Here is a 26,033-nt window from a genome sequence, read left to right as displayed (position 1 = left end):
GATGTCACTTCTCGGAAACACCGTCCCGATAGATTTGCGGGATGCGCGAGCTCACCCAGACCGAAGCCATCGATCTCGTCGGACGATTCGAGGCCGGTCAAGAGATTCCCGAGCAGATGAGATCCAACGTGCGCATGCTCGGCTCTCTCCTCGGCCAGGTGCTGCGCGAGAGCGGCTCCCCCGGCTTGTTCGACGACGTCGAAAGACTGCGCACCGCCACCATCCACGCCTACACCGATGAGACCTCCGAGGCGTTCGAGCGGGCCGCGGACATCGCCGACTCCTTCACGGTCGCCCGGGCCGACGAGGTCGCCCGCGCGTTCACCGCCTACTTCCACCTCGTCAACCTGACCGAGGAGCACCAGCGTGTCCGCGTGCTGCGCGAACGCGACGGGCGCCCCGACAAGGAGAACGCGTCGGACTCGGTCGCCGCCGCCTTCGTTCGCCTGGCCGCGGAGGTCGGCGACGACACCGCGCTCGAGCGCCTGCGCGGGTTGCGCTTCCACCCGGTCTTCACCGCGCACCCGACCGAGGCCCGCCGTCGCGCGGTGTCCTCCAGCATCCGACGCCTCGCGGAGCTCCTCGACGAGCACGAGAGCTCGCTGCAGGGCGGGGCCGATCGACGTCGCGCCGAGCGGAGGATGCTGGAGGAGATCGACATCCTCTGGCGGACGGCGCCCCTCCGCTCGGAGAAGCCCTCGCCCACCGACGAGGTGCGAGCCATCATGGCGGTGTTCGACGAGACCCTCTTCACCGCGGTGCCGCACGTCTACCGCCGGGTCGACGATGCCCTGCAGGGCCCGGCTGCGGGCTGGCGGCCACCCGTGGTGCAGCCCTTCGTGCGCATCGGCTCGTGGGTGGGCGGCGACCGCGACGGCAACCCCTTCGTGACCGCATCCGTCACGCGGAAGGCGGCCGCGATCGCCAGCGAGCACGTGCTGCTGGGCCTGGAGCGGGCGACGAGCCGCATCGGACGCGGCCTCACCCTGGATGCCGTCACCACTCCCCCGAGCGATGCGCTGCTGGCCCTCTGGCGGCGGCTGAAGTCCGCCGACGACGAGGCTGCGGCGGAGATCGCCAAGCGGTCGCCCAACGAGCCGCACCGCCGGGTGCTTCTGCTGATCGGACGCAAGATCGCCGCGACCCGCCTGCGCGACGCGGACCTCGCCTACGGCGTTCCTGACGAGCTGCTCGCCGACCTCACCGTCGTGCAGTCCTCGATCGCGCAGGCGGGTGCCGCACGCCAGGCGTACGGCCACCTGCAGCAGCTCATCTGGCAGGTGCAGACATTCGGCTTCCACCTCACCGAGCTCGAAGTGCGGCAGCACTCCGCCGTGCACGCCAAGGTCCTGGCCGAGCTCGATGCCGGCGGAGAACGCAGCGAGCTCACCGAGGAGGTGCTCGACGTCTTCCGGGCGGTCGCATACATCCAGAAGCGCTTCGGTCCACGCGCGGCCGGACGCTACGTCGTGTCGTTCACCCAGTCGGCGCAGGACCTGGCGAACGTGCATCGTCTGGCCGCATACGCCGCGGGTGCCGACGGCACGCCCCCCGTGCTGGACGTCGTCCCCCTCTTCGAGACGTTCGCCGACCTGCAGGCGGCCCCGGCGATCCTCCGCGAGATCGTCGAGCACCCGGAGTTCGCCGCGCGCCTGGAAAGCACCGGCCGGCGCCTCGAGGTCATGCTCGGCTATTCGGACTCGTCGAAGGATGTCGGTCCCGTCGCTGCGAACCTCGCACTCTACGTCGCGCAGGCGGAGATCTCGGCCTGGGCGGAGGAGAACGCGATCGAGCTCACGCTCTTCCACGGGCGCGGCGGAGCGCTCGGGCGCGGCGGCGGTCCCGCGAACTCCGCCGTTCTGGCGCAGCCCCCGCACTCCGTCGACGGGCGCTTCAAGCTCACGGAGCAGGGCGAAGTCATCTTCGCGCGCTACGGTGACCCCGCCATCGCGATGCGGCACATCGATCAGGTGGCGGCGGCGGTGCTCATGGCGTCCGCGCCGTCGATCGAGAGGCGCAACAGCACGGCGGCCGCCGACTACGCCGACGTCGCCTCGACGATGGACGAGGCATCCCGCCGGCGCTTCTTCGACCTCGTGAAAGCGCCCGGCTTCGCCTCGTGGTTCGCCCGCGTCACCCCCATGGAGGAGGTCGGCCTGCTGGCGCTCGGGTCCCGTCCCGCACGCCGAGGGCTGTCGGTCGAGTCCCTCGAAGACCTGCGAGCGATCCCCTGGGTCTTCGCGTGGACGCAGGCGCGCATCAACCTCGCCGGCTGGTTCGGTCTCGGCACGGCGCTGGAGTCCGTCGGCGACGTCGAGCGACTCACCCGCGCCTACAGCGACTGGCCCCTCTTCCGTACGATGATCGACAACGTCGCCATGAGCCTGGCGAAGGCCGATGCGCGCATCGCGCGCCGCTACCTGGACCTCGGCGACCGGGACGACCTCGCGGACCTGGTGATGGACGAGATGGAGCTGACCCGCACCTGGGTGATCCGCATCACGGGCGGCGGCGATCTCCTGCAGAACAAGGCCATCCTGCAGCGTGCCGTCAAGATGCGCAGCCCCTACGTCGACGCGCTGTCGCTGCTGCAGCTGCGCGCGTTGAAGGCTCTTCGTGACGCCCCCGCCGAGCAGACGACGCCCGACCCGGAGCAGCAGCGTCTCCTGCTGCTGTCGGTGAGCGGAGTGGCCGCAGGCCTGCAGAACACCGGGTGACCCCGCGCGTCTCCGGCCCGTCGAGGCGGCGCGAGGCTACCGTGGGCGCCATGGATCAGCAGGTCACGCCACAGACGATGAGCGCCGTCGCGCACCCGGGGCACACCGTCACGGCCGAAGTGTGCGCGGAGTGCGGGTCGCTCGACGTGCGCGCCGTCGAGCCGCAGTGGTTCACGGTCGGATTCGACAGGCGCGATGAGCTCCATGAGCACGTCGCGTCGCATGTCGAGGGACTGGAGTTCGGATGCCGCGACTGCGGGGCGCACTGGAGTTGAGCGTTCCGCCTTCGCTCGCGCGCCCGGTCGGTCAATCCACGCGACGGTCATCAGCGTGGCGCGCCAGGCTGCGGCCGTACCGCTCGGTCAACTGCACCATGAGGTCGGGTGTCTCGCGATCGAGTCCGAACACGTAGCCGGGGAAGTCGAGGTCACGCTGAGCCTTCCAGATCTCGTCCGCGGCATCCGGCGGCAGGATCTGCACGGGGTCGCCGACCGCGACCCATCCGATCGGCACCACGGTCTCCGGAGCCAGGTGGGTGCGCAGGTGCACGACCGCGTTGATGCGCACCTCGCTCCGCTCGCCGATCCGCGCGCCGTTGAAGACCCGCGTTCCGGTGGCGAGGAAGACCTCGTCTCCGATCGTCGCGCCCGACACGCTCGCCATCGGCCCGACCAGGGTGTGATCACCGACGCGCACGGAGTTCGCCGGCGTCGAGCGGACGAGCGCGTTCTCCATCACGATCGAGTTCGCGCCGATCGTGATGGCACCGCCCTCGGCGGTGATCACGGCGCCGTGCAGAACCTGCGTGTCGGCGCCGATCGTCACATCTCCGCTGATGACCGCCGTCGGGGAGATGACCGCGTCGGCGTGGATGCGAGGCGTCGCCCCGAGGTGCTCGTACAGCATGGCCGATCCTTTCGTGCGGGCGATTCCTGCACCACGCGGTGCCGGAGCCTCAGGCCGCGTTCACGTGCCCGGGCGGGTTGGAGTGACCGCTCATCGCGAGCCAGATCGCCGGCACGAGGAGGGCGGCCGCCCTCGTCCACCGTCGGTGACCCTGCTCGGTCGACGCGGAGACGTCGACTGATCCGCTCGGTGGCGTGGTCATCCGGGCAACATAGCACGCAGGTCAGGTGAGCCGAGGAAGCACCCACCCGAACGCCACCGCCCCCATCCGGAGGGCGAACGCCACCCCGAACCCGACCCACAGCGCCAGCCGGGGGCGGCGCGTCACGACGAGCAGGACGCCGGTGACGACGGCACCTGCGAGCGCCGCGGTCCCGTAGATGCTCTCGGACAGCACGTACGGCGTGCGATCGAGGATGACGTCTCGGACGACTCCTCCCCCGGTCGCCGCGACGGTGCCCAGGATCGAGATCACCCACAGATTCGAGCCGTGCTCATAGGCCTTCTGCGCCCCGGTGACCGCGAAGAGTGCCAGGCCCGCGGCATCCAGCGTCGACAGCAGCAGCGGAGGGATGACGTCGATCACCCCGACGAGCACGAAGGTCGCGACCGCCGCGACCAAGGCGGTCGCGATGCGGCTCGGCGTGCGCAGCGCCGCGGGCGGCAGGTCTCCGAGGAGCACGTCGCGGATGATGCCGCCCATCAGCGCGACGATGAAGCCGACGACGACCACGCCGAGCAGGTCGAGACCGGCATGCGCCGCGGCCGCGGCCCCCTCGATGCCGAAGAGCGCCGTGGCCGCGATGTCGATGGCGTTGAAGGCCCGTGTGCTCAGCCTCGGACGCAGATCGCCGGGCACGTCGCTCACTGCGTGCTCGGAGCGGTGGCAGGCGCGGAAGACGGGTCGGCCGTGCCGCCTTCGGGCTTCGGGTCGGGGAACAACTGATCCAGGAGCTGTGCCACCCACGCGATCAGCGCGGCATCCTCCAGACGTTCGCCGCCGGCCGTCGGCAGCGGGATGACGAGTGCCTCGCCACTGGCGACCAGCTTGGCCTTCGGGTGCAGTCGCTGCAGCCGCACCTTGAGCGAGTCGGGCAGATTGGCCGGAGCGATACGCAGGTTGGGGCCCATCGCCACGACGTCCTCGAGACCCGCGCGAGCCGCACGCCGGCGGAGGCGGGCCACGGCGAGGAGGCCTTCGACTTCGCGCGGAAGGTCGCCGTACCGGTCTCGCAGCTCTTCGACGACGAGATCGAGGGCATCCGGCTTGGCGGTGGCGGATGCCGCGGCCGACAGCTTCTGGTAGGCCTCGAGGCGCAGCCGCTCGCTGTCGATGTACGACTCCGGGATGCGGGCGTCGACCGGTAGTTCGAGGCGCAGCTCCGCCGCGGAATCGGTGTCCTCGCCGCGGAACGTGGCCACGGCTTCGCCGATCATGCGCAGATACAGATCGAACCCGACACCGGCGATGTGCCCGGCCTGTTCTGCGCCGAGCAGGTTGCCCGCCCCGCGGATCTCGAGGTCTTTGAGCGCGACCTGCATCCCGCTGCCCAGTTCGTTGTTCACCGCGATCGTCTCGAGCCGGTCGGCGGCGAGCTCGGAGAGCGGCTTCATGTCGTCGTAGAGGAAGTACGCGTACGCGCGCTCGCGTGCACGTCCGACCCGGCCCCGCAGCTGGTGCAACTGCGACAGTCCGTACTTGTCCGCGCGATCGATGATGATCGTGTTCGCGTTCGCGATGTCGAGGCCGGTCTCGATGATGGTCGTCGACACGAGCACATCGGCCCGGCGCTCCCAGAAGTCGTCGACCACGTTCTCGAGGGCGTGCTCGCCCATCTGCCCGTGGGCGACCGCCACACGGGCTTCGGGCACGAGCTCGGCGAGCTCGGCGGCGACCCGCTGGATCGACTGCACCCGGTTGTGCACGTAGAACACCTGTCCCTCGCGGAGCAGCTCGCGGCGGATGGCTGCGGCGATCTGCTTCTCGTTGCGCGGGCCGACGTACGACAGAATCGGATGCCGGTCTTCGGGCGGCGTCGCGAGCGTCGACATCTCCCGGATGCCGGTGACGGCCATCTCGAGCGTCCGCGGGATCGGGGTGGCGCTCATCGCGAGGATGTCGACGTTCGTCTTGAGCTTCTTTAGCTTGTCCTTGTGCTCGACGCCGAAGCGCTGCTCCTCGTCGATGATCATCAGCCCGAGATCCTTGAAGATCACCCCTTCGGTGAGGATGCGGTGCGTGCCGATGACCATGTCGACCGTGCCGTCGGTGATGCCGGCGAGCGTCTCACGTGCTTCTTTGTCACTCTGGAAGCGCGAGAGGGCCTTGACCTTCACCGGGAATCCGGCGAAGCGCTCGGTGAACGTCTCGATGTGCTGCTTGACGAGGAGGGTCGTCGGCACCAGCATCGCCACCTGCTTACCGTCCTGGATCGCCTTGAACGCGGCGCGCACCGCCACCTCGGTCTTGCCGAAGCCCACATCCCCCGACAGCAGTCGATCCATCGGGATCGGCTTCTCCATGTCGGCCTTGATCTCGTCGATCGTCTGGAGCTGGTCGAGGGTCTCGGCGAACGGGAAGGCCTCCTCCAACTCGCGCTGCCAGGGGGTGTCGGGTCCGAAGGCGTGCCCCTTCGACGCCATCCGTGCGGAGTAGAGCTTCACGAGCTCGACGGCGATGTCGCGGACGGCCTTGCGCGCCCGGCCCTTCGCCTGCGCCCAATCGCTGCCGCCCATCTTCGACAGCACGGGCGCCTCGCCGCCCACGTAGCGCGAGAGGAGGTCGAGCTGGTCGGTGGGGACGAAGAGCTTGTCGCCGGGGTAGCCCCGCTTGGAGGGCGCGTATTCGAGGGCCAGGTACTCTCGCACGGTCTTCACGGCGTTTCGCCCGCCGCTGGACACTTCGCGCTGCGTCATCTCGACGAACCGACCGATGCCGTGCGTGGAGTGCACGACGAAATCGCCGGGCTTGAGCTGCAGCGGGTCCACGACGTTGCGCCGCCGTGACGCGAGCTTCTTCACCACGCGCGAGTCGCTGCCGATCGTGCGCCCGTAGAACTCCGTCTCGGTGAGCACGGCGAGCTTGGCGTCGCGCACCTCGAATCCGCGCTCGAGGTCGCTCACGACGATGTGCGCCACTCCGGGCTCCGGGGGGACGAGCACGGCGTCGACCATCCGTGCGGCGATGCCGCGCTCGGCGAGGACGTCGCGCGCTCGCTCCACGAGGCCGGTGCCCGAGGCGGCGACGACGACGCTCCAGCCGTCGGCGAGGAGCTCGCCGACGTGCGCGGTCGCGCCGTCGATGTTGCCCTGGAACGACGGCACGCTGGTTCCCGGCACGCGGATCACGCGCGCGGCTTCGAGGGCGACGTCGATGTCGGGATCGAGCAGTCCCTCGGCCAGGCTGTCGGCGGCGCCGGAGTCGAAGGCGCTGAGCGTCCACCAGACGCCGTCGCGGGAATGCGCGGCCTCCCGCAGTCGAGGGAGCGTCACGAAGTCGCCCGCTCCCAGGTCGACCGGCGTCTGCGCTCCCGCCGTCGCCGCGTTCCACGCGGCTTCGAGGAATTCGCGGTTCGTGTCGCTGAGCGTCCGCGCGCGGGTCACGGATCGCTCAGGATCGACGAGCGCGACGGCGGAACCCCGCGGCAGATAGTCCACCAGGGTGACGACCTCGTCGACCACGGCCGGCGTCAGCGACTCCATCCCCTCCACGGGGATGCCCTCGCTCATCTTCTCGAGCATGCCCCGGATGCCGGGGAACCGGGGAATCAGCTCGCGCGCGCGTTCGCGCACCGACGCCGTCAGCAGCAGCTCGCGACTCGGCGAGATGTGCACGGTCGGCACATCGCCGGACAGCGAGCGCTGATCGGCGACCGAGAACGCCCGGATCTGATCGACCTCGTCTCCGAAGAACTCGATGCGGTAGGGGTGGTCGGCGACGGCGGGGAAGACGTCGAGGATGCCGCCGCGCACGGCGAACTCGCCGCGGCGCGACACCATGTCGACGCGCAGGTAGGCGAGCTCGACGAGTCGCTCGATGACGCCCTCGAGCTCTTCGCCCCGTCCGCCCATCGTCAGGACGATGGGCGGCAGATCCAGCAGACCGCCGGCGAGCGGCTGAAGGGCGGCGCGCACGGACGCGGTGATCACGAGCGGGGCGTCGCCGTCCCACTCGGCGACGCGCCGAAGGGCGTCCAGTCGCTGCCCGACCGTCTCGGTGCTCGGGCTGAGCCGTTCGTGCGGGAGGGTCTCCCACGCGGGGAAGTGGATCGAGCTCGCGCCCGGCAGCACGGCCGCCAGCGCCGGGCCGAGGGACTCGGCGCGACGACCCGTCGGCGTGACGACCAGCAGGACGCCGCCGCGGCCGGCGGACCGGCGCCGTTCCACGAGAGCAGCCAGGAGCGGGGCGTCCAGCCCCTCGGCGAGGGAGAACTCCGCATCGATGGGAGCTGCGGATGCGGCATCCGCGAACGATTCCGCACGCTCGAGGGCGCGGACGATCCCGGGAACTGTCACCGGACGAGTCTACGGCGAGTCTGGGACACCCGACTCGTAGGATGGCGGAGTGAGCGACCAGGATCCCGCTGTCCCCTCCCCTCCGCCGGCCTCGACCGCACCGCCAATGCCTCCCACGCCGCCCGCTGCGCCATCCGTCCCGCCGACCCCGCCCGCAGGTCACCCGCACGGTACTCCCGTGTACAGCGCACCCTCGGCACCCGGCTACGCCGCACCCGGCTACGCCGCACCCGGCTACGCCGCACCCGGCTACGCCGCACCCGGCTACGCCGCACCCGGCTACGCCGCACCCGGCTACGCCGCACCCGGCTACGCGGCACCCGGCTACGCCGCACAGAACCCCGGTGCACCGGCGTTCGCCGCGCCCTACAGCGCACCGAGCGGCGGTGCTTTCCGTCCCGAACCGACCCCTGCCGGTTCCGCCACGCTGGGCATCGTCGCCCTGATCGCGGCGACGGCGGCCCTCGTGCTGTGCACCGTCGTCGGTGCGATCGCCACCGCCGACATCGGAGCAGGTGTCGCACCGCAGCTCACGTCGACGATGTCATCGAGCTTGTGGGACTGGAGCATCCTGTCATCCGTTCGCGGTTCCGTCCTCCTGGTCGAGGTCGCGTTCTGGGTGGGTACCGCGCTCGGCATCTGGGGGATCGTGCAGGGCATCTTCGCGACGGTCAAGCGCCGCGGACGCGCGTACGGTATCGCCGCGATCGCGGTCGGTGTCATCGCGCCCGTCGTCTTCAGCGTCACCCTCTACATCGTGTTCTTCGTGGCCCTCGCCGGCGAGGCCGCGAAGCTCGGCCTGATGACCTGACGAACGGAGCTCGACCTCGCGAGCCGTCGGGCGGGACGCGCACGGCTCCCGCCCGGAGATCGCCCCGTGAGCGTACGATGTGAAGATGAGCCCACGAACATCTGGGCGCCCCGGTCGTCGCCTCTTCATCGCGATTCCTGCTGTCGCCGTCCCCGTCGCCATAGCCGCCGTGATCCTGGTGCCGATGCAGGCCGTCGGCGCCGTCGATCTTCCCGACAAGACCCCTCAGGAACTCCTGGCGTTCGTCCAATCGGAGCACGTCGACCAGCTCAGCGGCACCCTCGAGCAGACCTCCGATCTGGGTATCCCCGATCTGTCCGCCCTCCTGGGCGGGAGCGGATCGTCCGAGGCGCCGACGAGCGAGGCGACGACGACCGAGGATCTCCTCGCACTGGCCACCGGTTCGTACTCGGCACGTGTCTACCTCGATCAGGACCGTGCGCGTCTGCAGGTGCTGGACGATCTCGCCGAGCGCAACATCTACGTGGACGCCGACGCGGCCACCGGGTGGTTCGTCGACTCGGAGTCGCAGACGGCCACGCGCGTGTCGCTGCCCGACCGCGCGGCGCTCGAGAAGCCCGCGCCCCCCGCCGATGCCGGGTCGGAACTGCCGACCCCGGAGGCGATGCTCGAGCGAGCGCTCGCCGATCTCGATGAGAGCACCGATGTGACCGTGGGAACCGACGGGCGGGTGGCGGGCCGTGATGCGTACGAGCTCGTCCTGACGCCGCGATCCGACAGCACCCTGGTCGGCAGCGTCCGGTTCGCGATCGATGGCGAGAACGGGACAGCACTCGCGGCATCCGTCACCGCCCGGGGCGCCGACCAGCCTGCGTTCCAGGTGGCCTTCACCGATGTGTCCTTCGCGGCACCGGATCCTGCCGACCTCTCGTTCACGCCGAGCGCCCAGCTCACGGTGACGGAGAAGGAGATCACGCTGCCCACGGCCGTTCAGGTCGAGCGATGGCGCGCGGATGCGGAGGCCGAAGGCGGGACAGCGGATGCCGCGGCACCCACCGTCATCGGCGACGACTGGTCGACCGTCATCGAAGTCGGAGCTCCGGCAGACGGCAGTGCGCTCGACCGGCTGAGCGCCGAACAGCGGCAGCTCGTCGACACCGTGACCACCCCGGTGACGGGCGGCCGGGCGTTCGAGACCGCACTGCTGACGGTGCTGATCACCGACGACGGCCGGATCCTCGCGGGAGCGGTGCCCGTGGAACGTCTCGTGGACGCCGCCGGCTCCGGCCGCTGACGGACCGCGGGTGTCCGTGCTCGACGAGTTCGCGATCGAGACGGACGGTCTGACGAAGCGATTCCGCCGCCAGACCGCCGTCGCGGGCATCGATCTTCGTGTTCCGCGCGGCTCGGTGTTCGGCTTCCTCGGTCCCAACGGCTCGGGGAAGACCACCACCATCCGGATGCTCCTGGGGCTGGTGCGGCCCACGTCCGGAGAAGCTCGACTCCTCGGGTCGGCGATGCCCCGCGCGCTGGATCGCGTACTGCCCCGCGTCGGGGCACTGGTGGAGGGCCCCGCCTTCTCGCCCTACCTCTCGGGCGTTGCGAACCTGAAGCGCCTCGATGCCGCCGACCGCCATGCGGATGCCTCGACGCGCGACCGCCGCGTCGCCGATGCCCTCGACCGGGTCGGGCTGACCTCGGCGTCGCACAAGAAGGCGCATGCGTACTCGCTCGGGATGAAGCAGCGACTGGGCCTGGCGAACGCCCTGCTCGCGCCGCGCGAGCTGCTGATCCTGGACGAGCCCACCAACGGACTCGACCCGCAGGGCACGCGAGAGGTGCGAGCCCTGGTGCGCTCGCTGGCCGCCGACGGCACCACCGTGTTCGTCTCCAGCCATCTCCTGGCCGAAGTCGAGCAGCTGTGCACGCACCTCGCCGTCATGAGCGCGGGCTCCCTCGTCGCGCAGGGCACGCTCGAGCAGTTCCGACAGGCAGGGGGACGACCGCGCATCCGCGTGCAGACACCGGACCTCGCCACCGCCCATGCCGTGCTGGTCGGGCTCGGGCTCGACGTGACCTCCGAGCACGCGGCATCCGATCTCGATACGGTCCTCGCCACCATCGTGGACCCGACCGCGGCCCCCGAGCCGGAGGCGGTCGTCGCTGCCCTGGTGTCGGCCGGGGTCCGCGTGCGCGGCTTCGCGCTCGAGGGTGTCAGCCTCGAACAGCGCTTCGTGGAACTCACCGGTGAGGGCTTCGATGTCGTCGCCTGAACCTCTCCGCACGCGATCGGGCGGAACGACGAGGCTCCTGGGCAACGAACTCGCGACGCTCTTCCGGAGGTCGCGCACGTGGGCCATGCTCGGAGCGCTCGCGCTCATCCCGATCCTCCTCGGCGTGGCGCTGCGGATCGCGGGGGGCACGAGCGCAGGGCGCGGCCCGGCGTTCCTCGACCAGATCACGAACAACGGGCTGTTCGTCGGCGTCGCCGCCACGACCGTCGCGATCCCGCTGTTCCTCCCTCTGACCATCAGCGTGACCGCGGGAGACGCGATCGCCGGTGAGGCGAGCCACGGCACCCTGCGCTATCTGCTGATCGCGCCGGCAGGTCGTGTGCGGCTGCTGCTGGTGAAGTACCTCGCCGCCGCGGCCTTCTGCCTCGCCGCATCGCTCACCCTGGTCATCGCCGGCACGGTCGTGGGGTGGGCCCTGTTCCCGATCGGACCGGTGACGCTCGTCTCCGGGACGGAGGTGTCGGTGGGAGAGGGGCTGCTGCGGTTCTTGGGCATCGCCGCGTACGTGACCGTATCTCTCCTGGGTCTTTCGGCGATCGGTCTCTTCCTCTCGACGCTCACCACGGTGCCGGTCGGTGCGATGGCCGCGACCGCCATCCTCGCCGTGGCGTCGCAGATCGCCGGGGCGATCCCGCAGCTCTCGGCGCTGCATCCGTTCCTGTTCACCGATCGATGGCTCGATTTCGGCGACCTGTTGCGCGCACCCGTGGTCTGGGACTCGTTCGTCGGCAACGCCGGATTGCAGGCGGCGTACATCGCGGTCTTCGGCGCGGCCGCGGTGCTGCGGTTCACGACGCGCGACGTGCTGTCCTAGCGGAGCGGGCAGAGCGGCCGGATGCCCCGCCGGCCAGCAGACGGGGGTGACCGCTCAGGCGGACGCGGAGTCGCCGCCGCGGTTCGCGGCCGGGGTCTCCTCGGCCCCTGCGGGAGCAGGACGCCGGCCTTCGGCGATCCCGCGCCCCAGAGCCTGGCCCTGGATGATGGCGCCCAGGTCGAGTCCGCTGGCGGCCTTCACACTCTCGAACGTCGCCGTCAGGCTCGCGGACTGTTCGCGCGCGAGGTGGGTGGCCGCGCTGTCGCCGCCGATCAGCGTGATGTTGCCGACCTTCTCGTAGCCCTTGGCGAACTCGGCCATGAGCTGCGGCAGCTGACCGATGATCTCCCTGGCCAGGATCGCGTCCTGATTCTGTCGCAGCGCCTCCGCCTCGGCCGCGATGGCATCGGCCGCCGCGGTGCCTCGAAGGCGCACCGACTCGGATTCCGCGTCCGCGCGCACCCGGACCGCCGCCGCATCGGCTTCCGCCTGCACGCGCACCGCGGCGGCCTCTGCGGACGCCGACGCTTCGCGGGCCTGTGCCTGGGCGTTGACCGCGTACGCCTCGGCGTCCGCGCGCTCCTGTGCGACCTTGCGGTCCGCCTCGGCGTTCTTCTGGCGCTTGTACGCCTCGGCGTCCGCCGCCGTCTGCTGCTGGTAGGCGCCAGCGTCCGCCTCGATCTGCTGGCGGTACTTGTCGGCGTCGGCGACCTTCTTCACCTCGGCGTCGAGGCGGGCCTGCGTGTTGTTCGCCTCCTGGAGGAGAACGCCCTGCTCGGCCTCCGCGCGGGCGAGGTTCTCGGCCTGCTCGGCCTGGGCGTTGGCGCGACCGACCTCGGACTTCGCGGCGGCGCTGTTCTTGTCGAGCGCGGTCTGCTCGATGAGGTTCGCCTCGTCGGCGGCGAGCTGCCGCTTCTTCACTTCGCGGAGGGCGTCGATCTCGGCGACGTCCGCCTGACGTCGCACGCGCTGCACTTCGACGGCGCCGAGCGCGGAGATGTAGTTGTTCTTGTCGGTGATGCCCTGGATGGCGAAGGAATCCAGCACGAGACCCTGTGAGAGCAGGTCGCCCGAGATGCCCTCGGCGATCTCGTCGCTGAGCTTCTGCCGGTCCTGCATGACCTGTTCCACCGTGAGCTTCGCGACCACTCCTCGCAGGGCGCCCTCGAGCTGCTCCGTGGTGAAGAGCACGATGGCCTCGTCCTGCGACGCGAACCGCTCCGCGGCTCGGCGCACCTGCTCGGGTGTCGACCCGATCTTGACGAGTGCGACGCCGGTCAGATCGATCGTGACGCCGTTGATCGTCTGGGCGGTCGGCTCGAACTTGATCTGCCGCGAACGCAGCGACACCTTGTCGGAGCGCTGCGTGAGCTTGTTCACGAACGCACCGCGACCGCTGATCACGGTCATCTTGTTGGCTTCGCCCTCCGTGCTGTCGCGCGCCTTCTTTCCGACGATGACGATGGCCTCGTCGGCTTTCGGCACCTGGTACCAGGCGCGGAACACGAGGAACCCGATCAGGGCGATCACGAGGATCACCCCGACGGCTACGGCGATCGCGATGAGGACGAACAGATCCATGTGAGCTCTCCCATGAGGTTTCCGGACTGCGCGGTCACAGGCCCTACGTCGAACCTATGCGCACGGCGCGCTCGACACGAACCGGGAGCGGACTCAGGTGCGCGGCGCGTGGTGCTTCTGCTGGGCCGCGAGCAGGCCCTCATCGATCAGCTGCTCGACCGCGTCGGCGGCATCACCGATGAGGATGGGCAGATTCGCGCGCTCGCCGGCGGCGAACGGGTCGAGCACCCAGTCCGCGGGATCCTGACGGCCGACCGGGCGGCCGATGCCGACGCGGATGCGCGGGAACTCGGGCGTCCCCAGCGCCTTCGCGACATCGCGCACCCCGTTGTGCCCGCCGTGCCCGCCGCCGGTCTTGAGCTTGATCGTGTCGAACGGGATGTCGAGCTCGTCGTGCACGACGATCACGTGATCGGGGTCGATGCCGTAGAACTGTGCCAGGCCGGCGACGGGCCCGCCCGAGACGTTCATGAAGGAATTCGGTTTCGCCAGGACGATCTTGGCCCCTCCGGGCCGCACCCAGGTCTCCACGACACGAGCGCCGGCCTTGTGCGCACGGAAGCTCTCGCTCCGCCGACGGGCGAGCTCGTCGATCACCATCTGCCCGACGTTGTGCCGCGTCGATTCGTAGCGCGCACCCGGGTTGCCGAGTCCCGCGACCAGCCACACCTCAGCCATGTCCTCATCCTGCCTATTCGACGGCACGAGACGCCGAAGGGCGCGACCCTCGCGGATCGCGCCCCCGGTTCGTGTCTGGAGTTCTACTCGGCCGATTCCTCAGACCCCTCGGCCTCGATCGCCTGGGCGGCCGCGACAGCGGCGTCGACCTCGGCGATCTCGTCCTCGGCGGCCAGGGCGTCCACCGGCACGGCGACGGCGATGATCAGCGTCTCGGGATCGGTGACGAGCACGGATCCGGTGGGGAGCGTCAGGTCGGCAGCCGTGATGCGCACGCCGTCCTCAAGACCCTCGACGTCGACCTCGATGGTCTCGGGGATGTGCGTGGCCTCGACCTCGAGCGCCACCGACGTGTTGTCGAGGTTGGCGATCGTGCCCGGGAACGGCTCGCCGATGACGATGATCGGGACGTCGACCTGGATCTTCTCGCCCTTCTTCACCACGAGCAGATCGATGTGCTCGATGACCTGGCGCACGGGGTCCTTCTGCACGTCCTTCACGAGGGTGAGCTGCTGTGTACCGGCGACATCGAGCTCGAGCACCGCGTTCGCGCGGCGGATGAGCAGCGCGACCTGGTGACCCGGAAGCGCCACGTGCTGCGGTTCCGCGCCGTGGCCGTAGATGACCGCGGGGATCTTGCCCTGCGCGCGAAGGCGACGGGCGTAACCCTTGCCGAAGTTCTCGCGCAGCTCGGCGCTGACCTTGTTGTCTTCCGACATGATGATTTCTCCTTGCGGGCTGGCAGGCCCTGATCTGTGGTCTGGGGGTTCGACTCGAACGCGAGCGCGTGAGGAAAGCCATGAGCCTGCATCACCGCGTCGATCACGGATGCCTCATCCCACCGCTGCCGGTGGTGCGTGGCATCCCTCGCCGAAGTTCAGTCACTGAGTCTACCAGCGCCCCCGCTACGATGAAGACGCACCTCGATCACCCCACCGGAGGACTCATGGACGCCATTACTGGATCGCATCTCGTGCTCGCCGTGGTCGCGGCGATCACGGCCGTCGGCGGCGTCGGGCTCGTTCTCGCCTTCTGGTCGATGGGTCGTTCGGGGTATCGGGGCGACTGACTCCCCCGCGCACGCGTGACGCTCGGCGCCCGCTGCGGCGCTCCCCCGAACGCGCGCCGTTCCGCTTGCATCCTCATCTCAGATCATTAGGAGCCCGTGTGTCCACGAACGATTCCCCCGCCACGAACGTGTCCAACGACCGGACGGACCATCCCGCGTCGGCGGCGGCCCACGAGGGCGCTCCGGCCCCCGAGACCGTCGAGCGCGTGACTCCCGATCCGAGTAGGGGCACCGGCTCCGGCGCCGCCAACATCGGTGTGGTCGGCCTTGCCGTGATGGGGTCGAACCTCGCTCGCAACCTCGCCTCCCGCGAGGGCAACACGGTCGCGATCTTCAACCGCAGCCATGACAAGACCGAGCACCTCGTCTCGCAGCACCCGGAGGCGGGATTCGTCGCGACCTCCACCTACGAGGAGTTCGCCGCCTCGCTCCAGAAGCCCCGCGCGGCGATCATCATGGTCAAAGCAGGCGCCGGCACGGACGCCGTGATCGACGCGCTCGTCGAGGTCTTCGAGCCCGGAGACATCATCGTCGACGGAGGCAACGCCCTCTTCACCGATACGATCCGTCGCGAGAAGGCCGTGCGCGAGACCGGCATCAACTTCGTCGGCGCGGGTATCTCGGGTGGCGAGGAGGGCGCGCTCCTCGGACCGTCGATCATGCCGGGTGGCTCGGACGAGTCGTGGGTCACGCTCGGCCCGATCCTCAAGTCCATCGCCGCCGTGGCCGAAGGAGAACCCTGCGTGACCCACATCGGCCACGACGGGGCCGGTCACTTCGTGAAGATGGTGCACAACGGCATCGAGTACGCCGACATGCAGCTCATCGCCGAGGCGTACGACCTGATCCGTCGCGGCACCGGCAAGAGCCCGGCGGAGATCGCCGACGTCTTCGCCGAATGGAACGGCGGCGAGCTGGAGTCGTACCTCATCGAGATCACCGCCGAAGTGCTGCGACAGGTCGACGCGGCGACCGGCGAACCGCTCGTGGACGTCATCCTCGACCAGGCCGGCGCCAAGGGCACGGGGGCGTGGACGGTGCAGACGGCCCTCAACCTGGGTGTTCCGGTGTCGGGCATCGCCGAAGCGGTCTTCGCCCGTTCCCTGTCCTCCCACCCGGAACAGCGCGGGGTCTCACGCGATCTCCCCGGTCCCGAGGCGGCCTTCGGCGAAGTGCTGCAGGGCGAAGACGCCGAGTCGTTCATCGAACAGGTGCGGCTCGCCCTGTACGCGTCCAAGATCGTGGCCTATTCGCAGGGGTTCGACGAGATCCGCGCCGGCGCCGCCGAGTACGACTGGTCGATCGACCTGGGTGCGGTTTCCAAGATCTGGCGGGGCGGATGCATCATCCGCGCCCAGTTCCTCAACCGCATCGCCGACGCCTACGGCGAGACGCCCGATCTGCCCGTGCTCCTCACGGCGCCGTATTTCGTCGAAGCGCTCGGCCGCGCCCAGGACGGGTGGCGCAGCATCGTCGCCCTGGCGGCGGCCGCCGGCATCCCGGCCCCCGCCTTCTCGTCGTCGCTGGCGTACTACGACGGACTGCGCGCCGAACGACTCCCCGCGGCCCTCATTCAGGGGCAGCGCGACTTCTTCGGAGCGCACACCTACAAGCGGATCGACAAGCCCGGCACCTTCCACACACTGTGGTCGGGCGACCGCACCGAGATCGAGGCCGAAGACACCCATTGAGCGCGTCGGCCTGACCGTCCGACCCCGAGGCTAGGGTCGGAGGATGACAGCTCGACGCATCCTGTACATCGGCGGCACCGGAGTGATCAGCACGGCGTGCGTGCGCAGATCGCTGGCGCGCGGCGACGAGGTGACCGTGCTCAACCGCGGCACGAGCGCGCGCCCGATCCCCGACGGAGCAGAGAGTGTCGTCGCCGACATCCGCGACGCCGCCTCGGTGCGCGACGCGCTCGGTGACCGCGCGTTCGACGCCGTCGCCGAATTCACCGCGTTCACCCCCGCACACGTGCAGAGCGATCTCGATCTGTTCGAGGGACGCGTGGGCCAGTACGTCTTCATCAGCTCGGCGTCGGCCTACCAGAAACCGGCGCTGCGGCTCCCGATCACCGAGTCGACCCCGCTGCGAAACCCGTTCTGGCAGTACTCCCGCGACAAGATCGCCTGCGAAGACCTGCTCATGGCGGCCTATCGGGAACGGAGCGTCCCCATCACGATCGTGCGCCCGTCCCACACGTACGACCACACGCTGTTCCCGAACCGCGGAGGCTGGACGGATGTCGTGCGCCTGCGTGCCGGCCGACCCGTCGTCGTGCACGGCGACGGGACCACTCCCTGGACCCTCACCCACAGCGACGACTTCGCCGTCGGGTTCACAGGCCTGCTCGCTCACCCGCTCGCCATCGGCGATGCCTTCACCCTCACCGGCGACCACGCCCCCACCTGGAATCAGATCTACGCCTGGCTGGCGGACGCGGCCGGTGTGCAGCATCCGGAGTTCGTCCACATCGCGTCCGAGACCATCGCCCGCCTCGTCCCCGAGGAAGGACCCAGCCTGGTCGGCGACAAGGCCTACGCCGCGGTGTACGACAACACCAAGGTCAAGAGCCTCGTCCCCGAGTTCGGCACGACGATCCTCTTCGACGAGGGTGCACGACGGCTCGTCGCGCACTCCGACGCCCACCCCGACCAGCAGCGCTACGACGCAGAGGACGACGCGCTCAGCGACCGGCTCATCGCCGCTGCCGGGCCCGATGCGGCGGCTGCACGCTTCTGACGTCCGCGCTACAGCCAGCCGCGCTTCTTGAACACCGCGTACAGCGTGACGCTCGAAACGAGCATGAGCGCCAGGGCGAACGGGTAGCCGAACGTCCAGTGCAGCTCGGGCATGATGTCGAAGTTCATGCCGTAGATCGCTCCGACCAGGGTCGGGGCGAAGAGGATGGCCGCCCATCCGGAGACCTTCTTCACCTGATCGCCCTGGTCGAGACCGAACTCGGTCATACGACGCATCTCTTCGTTCTGGATCTGCGCGACCAGGGTGGAGTGCACGATCAGCGCGCTCTCGAGGATCGCCCGGAACGCGTCGGCGCGCTCGACGGCGCGCTCCGCGTGGTCGAGCACATCGCGCAGGCCTCGACGCAATTCGAGGTCGACAGGATGATCGTCGTCGTCGCGGAGGATCTCCAGCAGGGGCACGAGCGGCTGCACGGCTCGCTGGAACTCGATGACCTCGCGCGACAGGCCGAAGATGCGTTTGGAGACGTCCGGGTCGCCGTCGAACAGCTGATCCTCGATCTCGTCGATGTCGTTCTCGAGCCCCGCGATGACGGGCGCGTACTCGTCGACGACCTCGTCCAGGATCGCGTAAAGCACCGCCTGCGGCCCGAGAGTGAGCAATTCGGGGTGCGCCTCCATGCGTCGGCGCACCTTCCCGAGATCCGGCGATTCCGCATGGCGAACCGTCACCACGAAGTCGGGGCCGACGAACACGTGCACCTCGCCGAACTCGACCGTCTCGGTCTTGTCGATGTAGCGCGCCGGTCGCAGCACGATGAACTGCGTGTCACCGTAGCGCTCGAGTTTGGCGCGCTGGTGACCGAGCAGGGTGTCCTCGACCGCCAGCGGATGCAGCCCGTACTCCCCGGCGATGTCGCGGATCTCACTCTCGGACGGCCGGTACAGTCCGATCCACGCCATGCCGTGCAGAGCACGCATCACCGAGAACGTCTCGGTCAGCGACCCGAGTTCGGGGGCGCGCACGCCGTCCACGTACACCGCGAGATCGACGAGGGGCATGCTGTACCGCCTTCCGCCGCACCCCCGAGGTCGGGGGGGGGGGGGGGGGGTGCGGGGGGGGGGGGGGGGGGGGAGGGAGAGGGGGGGGGGGGGGGGGGCCCCCCCCCCCCCCCCCCCCCCCCCCCCCCCCCCCCCCCCCCCCCCCCCCCCCCCCCCCCCCCCCCCCCCCGCGACCGCGAACGCCTGCGGAGCGCCGAGCACGCCGCGCGGACGTCAGGTCGCCAGCTCAGTCACCGCGCCCTGCTTGAGCCGCAGACGCCGCTGCGCCATGCGTGCGACATGGCTGTCGTGGGTCACGACGACCAGCGTGAGACCGGTCGCGTTGAGAGCGGTGAGCACCGCCATGATCTCGTCTCGGGTCTGCTCGTCGAGGTTGCCGGTCGGCTCGTCCGCCAGCAGGACGCGCGGATCCTTCACGATCGCCCGGGCGATCGCGACACGCTGCTGCTGGCCACCCGACAGCTCACCGGGCAGGTGGTCCTGCCGGTCGGCGAGCTGCACCTGCGCGAGGGCTTCGGCTGCACGACGACGCCGATCCGCCGCCGGAACGTGGAGCGGCTCGAGGGCCATCTCGACGTTCTCGATCGCCGTCAGCGTCGGGATCAGGTTGAAGCCCTGGAACACGAATCCGATCTCGGTCGCACGGAGCCTCCCGAGCGCGGCGTCGGACGCGTTCGAGAGCTCCGTGCCGCCGAGGGCGATCGACCCCGACGTCGGCCGATCGAGCGCTCCGAGCAGCTGCAGGAACGTCGATTTGCCACCGCCCGTCGGCCCCTGGACGGCGACGAAGTCGCCCGCTTGCAAGTCCAGGTCGACACCCTTCAAGGCGACGATGCTGCGGCCCTTCTGGCTGTAGGTCTTCGTGATCGCCGTGAGGCGATAGATCGGTCCGGTCGGCGGGGTCGTCCCTGCCGGGTCGGTCGAGGCATCCGTCGTCATGGTCATTTCCTGTCCTCCTGTGTGGTCTCGTCTGTCGACACGTATGGTCGCCGTCGTCCTCATGCCACCGAACGCAGCGCTTCTGCGGGGCTCAGTCGCGCGGCCCGCCAGCCGCCGAACACGCCCGCGACGAGTCCTCCCCCCACCGCGAGTCCGATCGCGGCGACGATCACCCAGAGGGTGAGCGGGGCATGCAGGACGACGTCGGTCGCGGTCTGGGCCGCCGCGGGGCCGAAGGCGCCCGGACCGCCGCCCCCGGGGCCACCGGTCGTGGCCGTCGTGCTCGAGGTCGAGATCGTCGGGGCGATGAGATTGATCACGGCGATCCCCGCGAGTCCCAGCGCCAGGCCGACGACACCGCCGATCACTCCCTGCACCATCGACTCGCCGGCGACCTGGCCGACGACCCTGCGGTCCGACCAGCCGATCGCCTTCAACGTCCCGAATTCCCGAGTGCGCCGCGAGACGCCCGAGATCGTGAAGAGCACGGCCAGCAGCAGCGCCACCGCCAGGACCAGGATCGACAGCCACGTGCCGAGGTTCGAGATGAGCGACGACGCGCTCGACAGGGAGCCCGACACGGTCGACGCGAGGTCGGACTGCGAACTGACCGTCGCCTCCGGCAACGCCGACTCGATCGTCGTCTGCACCGCCGAGATCGCGTCGGACGACGACGCCTGCACATAGACCGTCGAGACCACGTCGCCGGCGCCCGCGATGCTCTGTGCGACGTCGAGAGGAATGTAGACGTTCGCGGCGGTGTCCGCCGTGTCCGAGCCCGATGCGATGATGCCGACGATCTGCATGGCCGTGCCACCGACGTCGATCGTGCCTCCCACGGCCAGGCTGTTGGTGGAGGCATAGGTCGCGTCGATCACCGCGACGTCGGTACCCTCGTCGTCGCCCGTCAGTGCGCGCCCCTCGGTCACGGTGACATCCGACAGCGGGCCGACGGCGGTGTTGCCGGCGTCGATGCCCAGCACGGTGAAGGAGTCCAGATCGAACGAGCTTCCGCCCGCGCCGTCGGGGCCGCCCTGCGGGAGCGCCCCGTCCTGCGGGGCCTGTCCGTCCGGCGCCGTGCCCTCCTGGGTCTGCGAGAAGTCGGGCATCTGACCCGAGAAGGTCGTGTTGGTCAGACTCAGAGCGCCGGATGCTGCCGCGACGCCGTCGACGGCGGCGACGGTGTCGACCGTCGATGCCTCGAGAGTCCCCCGCATCCGGTCCGTCATCAGGCGCGACTGACTCACGCTCGTGGTGCCGTCCGCGGTCTCGCCCTCCCCGTCGCCGAACTGGAAGCGGTCGCCGCCGGCCTGACCCGGCTCCGCCGCCGCGCCGGTGACCGTGAGATCCGTGCCGACGCCGTACACCGACGCCAGCGCTTGGGTCTGCGCGTCGCGCACGCCGGTGGCCAGCGAGTTGACGATGATCACCAGCGCGATCGCGACCGCGAGACCGGCCGCGACGATCGCGGTCTGCTTCTTCCGTCCGGCGAGCTCTCGCCGGAGGTACGTCCAGTACATGTCTCTCCTCCCGCCGCGACGCCGCTCGCCGGGCACGGTCCGAACGTAGGGAGCCCCCTGATGCGGCCTCTAGGTCGTGCGTATGGACGGCCTATGCGATCGGCGGCACTCCCGTTCCACCCCTACGGAAGCCTGCGCAGCGACGAGCTCGGCTGGGAGCGCGGACCGGGCTCGCAGCATCCGGCGATGATGTTCACAGGAAGCACATAGCGCGCTCCATAGGAACCGCATAGGAGCAGGTGGACAATGAGGGCATGACCGCGATCGCCCCCTCTCCCGCCCTGCACCGCCCTGACGGCTCCGCCCTCCGGGTGCTGGTCGTCGACGACGAGCAGATGCTCACCGACCTCCTGTCGATGGCACTGCGTATGGAGGGGTGGGACGTGCGCAGCGCGGCATCCGGATTCCAGGCCTTGCAGGCGGCGCGGGACTTCGCGCCCGACGCCATGGTGCTCGACGTCATGATGCCCGACCTCGACGGCATGGGCGTGCTTCAGCGTCTGCGTCAGTCGGGAAACGACGTCCCCGTGCTCTTCCTCACGGCGAAGGACTCGGTCAGCGACCGTGTCGCGGGACTGACGGCCGGAGGCGATGACTACGTCACGAAGCCGTTCAGCCTCGAGGAGGTCGTGGCGCGGCTGCGCGGACTCATGCGCCGGGCGGGTACGGCTCTCGCCGACGACGGCGAGCCGATCCTGCACGTGGGCGATCTGTCGCTCAACGAGGACAGTCATGAGGTGATCCGCTCGGGTGACGAGATCGAGCTGACCGCGACGGAGTTCGAGCTGCTGCGCTACCTCATGCGCAATCAGCGCCGCGTGGTGTCGAAGGCGCAGATCCTGGACCGGGTGTGGAACTACGACTTCGGCGGGCGCTCCAGTGTCGTCGAGCTGTACATCTCCTACCTGCGCAAGAAGATCGACCACGGTCGGGAGCCCCTCATCCACACCGTCCGCGGCGTGGGGTACATGATCAAAGCCCCGCAGTGAGTGCCCCTGAGATCACTTTCGACACGCCTGATCCCGCGCCGACGCGCAGCCGGAAGCCGATCAGCCTGCAGGCGCGGTTGATGATCGCGATCATCGGCTTCGTGGCGCTGATCCTCACGATCATCGCCATCGCGACGGCGACCCTGCTCGGCGGAGTGCTGCAGGACAACCTCAGTGCGCGGGTCGTGACGTCCGCCCAGCAGCTCGGCGGGGCTCTGCTCAACGCGCAGTACCCCGGCAATGCGGCCGACGTGACCGCCTATGACATCCTGCAGCAGCGACCGACGAGCGCCGGGATCCTGCTCGTCACGCAGACGAATTCGCTGACGGCTTCCAACACGACGGGTGCGTACATCGACGCCGACGGCGAGGTGCAGCGTCTGACGAACGAACAGGTGACGCAGGTCATCGCCGCCACCACGGGGCCCGCGACGGGAACGGTCGCGATCGAAGGGCTCGGCGAATACCGCATCACCACGTTCCGCGCCGGCGGCGACGCCGGGATCGCCGGCCTTCCGCTGAGCGATGTGAATTCCACGATCGAGCAGATGCTGATCACCGTCGCCCTCGTGACCGCCGGCGGCCTGCTCGTGCTCGCCGCGGTGATCGCCCTCGTGATCCGCGCCGGCCTCCGCCCCCTCCGCGCCGTCGCCGACACCGCGACCCGGGTGGCAGCCCTCCCCCTCGACCAGGGACGGGTGTCGATCGCGGAGCGGGTCCCGGCCGCGGAGGCCGACGACCGCACCGAGATCGGTCGGGTGGGCGCCGCGCTGAACACCCTGCTCGACCACGTCGACACGTCGCTGGATGCGCGCCAGGCGAACGAGGAGCGGATGCGCACGTTCGTCGCCGACGCCAGTCACGAGCTGCGGACGCCGCTGGCCTCCATCCGGGGGTACTCGGAGCTCTCGCTGCGGGACACGACGCTCAGCGAGACATCCGAGTCGGCCCTGCAGCGCATCCAGGCGCAATCCCTGCGCATGACGACGCTGGTCGAAGACCTCCTGCTCCTCGCGCGCCTGGACGAGGGCCAGGAGCTCGTCTACGGATCCGTCGATCTCACCCGGCTCGCCCTCGAGGCCGTCGGCGATGCGCGTCCCGCCGGACCCGACCACCGCTGGATCCTCGACCTCGCCGAGACGCCGGTCGTGATCGCGGGTGACACCGCTCGCCTGCACCAGGTGATGGCGAACCTGCTCGCGAATGCCCGGACGCACACGCCGGCCGGTACCGAGGTGACCGTCGGCGTCGCGCTCGATGGTGACCGCGCGGTCCTCCGCGTGCACGACGACGGACCGGGCATCGACCCGTCGATCGCCGAGGATCTCTTCGAGCGCTTCGCGCGCGCCGACCGCTCCCGCGCACGCAAGACCGGCGGGACGGGCCTGGGTCTGTCCATCGCCCGGGCGATCGTCGAAGCCCACCACGGCACGGTCTCGGTGCGGAGCGTTCCCGGCGACACGACCTTCGAGGTGCGTCTTCCCGCTGCGCCGGCGGCACCCTCCGCCGATGCTGGGGCTGCTGCGGTAGCGGGGGCGTCGGCTTCCGCGGGGACCGCGCGGGGAGCTTCGGCGGAAGGCCCGCCGCCGGTACCTCCTCTCTAGCACCGGAACCGGCCCGCTCGAGGTTCGGTGGCCGAAGCCGGCCGCTCAGGCGCTGGCCCAGCGGCAGACTCTGGCCATCCGGCACCCGACCGCAGCCCGACTCCGACATCCGGCATCCCGCAGCCCTTCAGCGGCCGGAGTCTGTCGACTCCGCGGAGTCCCCGCGGCACACTTCGGCCATCCGGCGACGACGCGAAAGTCGCACCGCGGCCGCGGCATCCGGCACGTGAGTCGCCGACGAACGGCGACCCCGCTCAGTACCCGCTGAACGCGTCCGTCGTGATCGACCGGGCCTTCTCCAGCGCCGGCGCGAGGTCGGCGATCAATCCAGGAGGCCCCGACACGTAGGCATGCCGCGCGGGCAGGTCGGGTACGACCCGCTGCAGCACATCGGCATCGAGCCGAGCTCCCCCCGACCACTCCCAGTGCGCGGGCAGGTCGCGCGGCTCATCGCGCGTGAACACGCGCACCGGGATGCCCGTCTCCTCGAGCTCGTCGCGGAACGACAGCTCGGAGGAATCGGATGCCACGTAGACGAGCACCACGTCGCGCGACGCCTCCGACAGGTGGAGGTGACGCAGCTGCGACACGAAGGGCGTTACGCCGATGCCGGCCGCGACCATCAGCACGGGGCTGTCGGGCTTCTTGGGCAGGAGGAAATCGCCCCAGACGCCCGTCACCGCGAGCGCGCCGCCATCGGGAACCTCGGCCAGCGCCTTCTTGTAGGTGCTCTGCTGCTTCGCCGGCGCACCCGGACTCGCGGGCGCCTCACGGAACGCGATGCGCAAGGTCGGCAATTCCTCCGGGGCGGAGACGATGCTGAACTCCCGGCGCGTCCCGCGGGCGTCCGGCCGGTGATGCGGCACCTCGAGCTCGACGTACTGCCCTGGGAGGAACGACAGGCGATCCTGCACGCGGAAGGTGAGCTCCTGCACCGTCCGGGTGAGCGCTGTGCGCCGCTCGAGGCTCAAGCGCACCGCCGTGCGCAGCGCGAAGGCGAAGGCGACCAGATTGCCGATCAGGAGGGCCCGGTCGAAGCCGAGGCTGATGGCGCCGAGATCGATGGGCCAGCCCGCCAGCACGCCGACGACGGCGGCGACCGTCAGCTGCTGCCAGCGGCGTGGTGGCATCGTCAGCGGCTCCGACAGCATGAAGGCGCCGAGGAAGAGGAACGGGGACGACCACAGGATCTGCCAGAAGATCGTGCCGGCGTCGAGGGAGAGCCCGGCCTGCGCGTACTGAACGATGTTCCGTGCGAACGCGAAGACGATCGCGACGACGAGGAACAGGCCGATCATGCGCACCTTCTCGGTGCGCCACAGGACCGCCAGTCCCGCGATGATCACGGGCGCGGCCATCGCGGGCGTGCCCACCCACCACGCAGGGCTGCCGAGCTCGGGAAGCCAGATCGACAAGATCGCGAGCGTCGCCGCGCCCGTGGCCGCCGGGTTGAAGATGTGGCGGCCACGCCAGGCGAGGACGTACTTCGAGAGGGATGCCACTGCCCCGGCGATGGCGATACCCAGGAGCGGGAGCGGCTCGAGCGTGGGGCGCAGCACGAACAGCAGAATGAGGGCGGTGATGAGGGAGGACTCGATGCGCCAGGGCAGGTGAATGGTGCGCTGGGCGGCGGCATCCACCACCGCGCAGACGACCGCGAGCAGCAGCAGGGTGACCACGAGCTCGAGCGGAGTCGGGGACACCACCCCGAGCAGGGAGAAGAACAGGGCGATGACGGCGAGGGCGGCGAGCGCCATCGACACCAACCGGTACATCGACACCCGCCCGAGCACCGCGAAGACGCGGCTCCAGGCGGCGGTCAGCGTCGCCATCACGATCGGACCGTCCGATCACGCTCGAGGGAAGAT

22 protein-coding genes are annotated in these 26,033 nt (G+C 70.0%); 11 read left to right on the top strand and 11 right to left on the bottom strand.

The features are described from left to right. Positions 1 to 41 precede the first annotated feature (41 nt). Both ACFXOO_RS03975 and ACFXOO_RS03970 read left to right on the top strand, forming a co-directional pair. The gene (locus ACFXOO_RS03975; RefSeq protein ID WP_394562834.1) at positions 42 to 2,717 is read left to right on the top strand and encodes a phosphoenolpyruvate carboxylase; all 2,676 of its coding nucleotides are present in this window, start codon (positions 42 to 44) and stop codon (positions 2,715 to 2,717) included. Between the two features lie 50 nt (positions 2,718 to 2,767). Continuing rightward, the gene (locus ACFXOO_RS03970; RefSeq protein ID WP_394562833.1) at positions 2,768 to 2,992 is read left to right on the top strand and encodes a hypothetical protein; all 225 of its coding nucleotides are present in this window, start codon (positions 2,768 to 2,770) and stop codon (positions 2,990 to 2,992) included. A 31-nt stretch (positions 2,993 to 3,023) separates the two neighbouring features. Here the strand turns inward: ACFXOO_RS03970 and ACFXOO_RS03965 are convergent, their stop codons facing one another. The 4 genes from ACFXOO_RS03965 to mfd are packed head-to-tail and all read right to left on the bottom strand — an operon-like array spanning position 3,024 to position 8,138. After that, complete coding sequence (locus tag ACFXOO_RS03965; protein WP_394562832.1) at positions 3,024 to 3,623, bottom strand: gamma carbonic anhydrase family protein; 600 nt, start codon at positions 3,621 to 3,623, stop codon at positions 3,024 to 3,026. Between the two features lie 49 nt (positions 3,624 to 3,672). Next, positions 3,673 to 3,825 (bottom strand): hypothetical protein, encoded by a 153-nt coding sequence (locus ACFXOO_RS03960; RefSeq protein WP_394562831.1) that lies wholly within the window; start codon positions 3,823 to 3,825, stop codon positions 3,673 to 3,675. 21 nt (positions 3,826 to 3,846) lie between these two features. Then, positions 3,847 to 4,491, bottom strand: a complete 645-nt coding sequence (locus tag ACFXOO_RS03955; protein ID WP_394562830.1) for a trimeric intracellular cation channel family protein — start codon at positions 4,489 to 4,491, stop codon at positions 3,847 to 3,849. Continuing rightward, positions 4,488 to 8,138 carry a transcription-repair coupling factor gene (gene mfd / locus ACFXOO_RS03950; protein ID WP_378838274.1) on the bottom strand — a complete coding sequence of 1,217 codons (3,651 nt, stop codon included), beginning with the start codon at positions 8,136 to 8,138 and terminating at the stop codon, positions 4,488 to 4,490. The genes ACFXOO_RS03955 and mfd overlap by 4 nt, the downstream gene beginning before the upstream one ends. Between mfd and ACFXOO_RS03945 the strand changes: the two genes are divergently transcribed. Genes ACFXOO_RS03945 through ACFXOO_RS03930 form a run of 4 tightly spaced genes read left to right on the top strand, consistent with a single transcriptional unit; the run spans position 8,061 to position 12,018 of the window. Next, positions 8,061 to 9,032: a pentapeptide repeat-containing protein gene (locus ACFXOO_RS03945; RefSeq protein WP_394563195.1), complete on the top strand. Its 972-nt coding sequence runs from the start codon at positions 8,061 to 8,063 to the stop codon at positions 9,030 to 9,032. The two genes, mfd and ACFXOO_RS03945, sit on opposite strands and share 78 nt — an antisense overlap. 2 nt (positions 9,033 to 9,034) lie before the next feature. Continuing rightward, entirely contained in the window at positions 9,035 to 10,204 is a 1,170-nt protein-coding gene (locus ACFXOO_RS03940; RefSeq protein ID WP_394562829.1) for an outer membrane lipoprotein carrier protein LolA, read from the top strand. A 10-nt stretch (positions 10,205 to 10,214) separates the two neighbouring features. Beyond that, positions 10,215 to 11,183, top strand: a complete 969-nt coding sequence (locus ACFXOO_RS03935) for an ABC transporter ATP-binding protein (protein ID WP_378838267.1) — start codon at positions 10,215 to 10,217, stop codon at positions 11,181 to 11,183. After that, positions 11,170 to 12,018 carry an ABC transporter permease gene (locus tag ACFXOO_RS03930; RefSeq protein WP_378838265.1) on the top strand — a complete coding sequence of 283 codons (849 nt, stop codon included), beginning with the start codon at positions 11,170 to 11,172 and terminating at the stop codon, positions 12,016 to 12,018. The genes ACFXOO_RS03935 and ACFXOO_RS03930 overlap by 14 nt, the downstream gene beginning before the upstream one ends. A gap of 54 nt (positions 12,019 to 12,072) precedes the next feature. Here ACFXOO_RS03930 and ACFXOO_RS03925 read toward each other — a convergent pair whose 3' ends face one another. The 3 genes from ACFXOO_RS03925 to ACFXOO_RS03915 form a co-directional block, all read right to left on the bottom strand. Continuing rightward, positions 12,073 to 13,599: an SPFH domain-containing protein gene (locus ACFXOO_RS03925; RefSeq protein WP_378838262.1), complete on the bottom strand. Its 1,527-nt coding sequence runs from the start codon at positions 13,597 to 13,599 to the stop codon at positions 12,073 to 12,075. Between the two features lie 93 nt (positions 13,600 to 13,692). After that, positions 13,693 to 14,277, bottom strand: coding sequence for an aminoacyl-tRNA hydrolase (gene pth, locus ACFXOO_RS03920; protein WP_378838259.1), 585 nt, complete (start codon positions 14,275 to 14,277; stop codon positions 13,693 to 13,695). 83 nt (positions 14,278 to 14,360) lie between these two features. Then, positions 14,361 to 14,996, bottom strand: a complete 636-nt coding sequence (locus ACFXOO_RS03915; protein WP_378838257.1) for a 50S ribosomal protein L25/general stress protein Ctc — start codon at positions 14,994 to 14,996, stop codon at positions 14,361 to 14,363. Positions 14,997 to 15,223: 227 nt separating this feature from the next. Here ACFXOO_RS03915 and ACFXOO_RS03910 point away from each other — a divergent pair, with 227 nt between their 5' ends. The 3 genes from ACFXOO_RS03910 to ACFXOO_RS03900 all read left to right on the top strand — a co-directional run bounded on the left by ACFXOO_RS03910 (position 15,224) and on the right by ACFXOO_RS03900 (position 18,091). Then, positions 15,224 to 15,346: a hypothetical protein gene (locus ACFXOO_RS03910; protein ID WP_378851284.1), complete on the top strand. Its 123-nt coding sequence runs from the start codon at positions 15,224 to 15,226 to the stop codon at positions 15,344 to 15,346. 206 nt (positions 15,347 to 15,552) lie between these two features. After that, positions 15,553 to 17,037, top strand: coding sequence for an NADP-dependent phosphogluconate dehydrogenase (gene gndA / locus ACFXOO_RS03905; protein WP_394563194.1), 1,485 nt, complete (start codon positions 15,553 to 15,555; stop codon positions 17,035 to 17,037). 43 nt (positions 17,038 to 17,080) lie between these two features. Continuing rightward, complete coding sequence (locus ACFXOO_RS03900) at positions 17,081 to 18,091, top strand: SDR family oxidoreductase (protein WP_394562828.1); 1,011 nt, start codon at positions 17,081 to 17,083, stop codon at positions 18,089 to 18,091. Positions 18,092 to 18,099: 8 nt separating this feature from the next. On the opposite strand, the gene ACFXOO_RS03895 is transcribed toward ACFXOO_RS03900, so the two are convergent. The 3 genes from ACFXOO_RS03895 to ACFXOO_RS03885 form a co-directional block, all read right to left on the bottom strand. Beyond that, positions 18,100 to 19,113 (bottom strand): magnesium and cobalt transport protein CorA, encoded by a 1,014-nt coding sequence (locus tag ACFXOO_RS03895; protein WP_394562827.1) that lies wholly within the window; start codon positions 19,111 to 19,113, stop codon positions 18,100 to 18,102. A gap of 213 nt (positions 19,114 to 19,326) precedes the next feature. After that, positions 19,327 to 20,058 carry an ABC transporter ATP-binding protein gene (locus ACFXOO_RS03890; RefSeq protein WP_394562826.1) on the bottom strand — a complete coding sequence of 244 codons (732 nt, stop codon included), beginning with the start codon at positions 20,056 to 20,058 and terminating at the stop codon, positions 19,327 to 19,329. Positions 20,059 to 20,111: 53 nt separating this feature from the next. Next, positions 20,112 to 21,572 carry an ABC transporter permease gene (locus ACFXOO_RS03885; RefSeq protein WP_394562825.1) on the bottom strand — a complete coding sequence of 487 codons (1,461 nt, stop codon included), beginning with the start codon at positions 21,570 to 21,572 and terminating at the stop codon, positions 20,112 to 20,114. 254 nt (positions 21,573 to 21,826) lie between these two features. On the opposite strand from ACFXOO_RS03885, the gene ACFXOO_RS03880 reads away from it, so the two are divergent. Continuing rightward, the gene (locus ACFXOO_RS03880) at positions 21,827 to 22,561 is read left to right on the top strand and encodes a response regulator transcription factor (RefSeq protein WP_378838241.1); all 735 of its coding nucleotides are present in this window, start codon (positions 21,827 to 21,829) and stop codon (positions 22,559 to 22,561) included. Further along, a complete protein-coding gene (locus tag ACFXOO_RS03875) occupies positions 22,558 to 24,165 on the top strand; it encodes an ATP-binding protein (protein WP_394562824.1) in 1,608 nt (535 codons plus the stop codon). Before ACFXOO_RS03880 ends, ACFXOO_RS03875 begins: the two co-directional genes overlap by 4 nt. Before the next feature lie 254 nt (positions 24,166 to 24,419). Here ACFXOO_RS03875 and ACFXOO_RS03870 read toward each other — a convergent pair whose 3' ends face one another. Continuing rightward, positions 24,420 to 25,997, bottom strand: coding sequence for an FAD-dependent oxidoreductase (locus ACFXOO_RS03870; protein WP_394563192.1), 1,578 nt, complete (start codon positions 25,995 to 25,997; stop codon positions 24,420 to 24,422). Positions 25,998 to 26,033 lie beyond the last annotated feature (36 nt).

This window comes from Microbacterium sp. P03 (assembly GCF_043556235.1).
GTDB lineage: Bacteria > Actinomycetota > Actinomycetes > Actinomycetales > Microbacteriaceae > Microbacterium.
The sequence above is the reverse complement of the archived record's forward strand: the minus strand, read 5'-3'. Positions and strand labels throughout refer to the sequence as shown.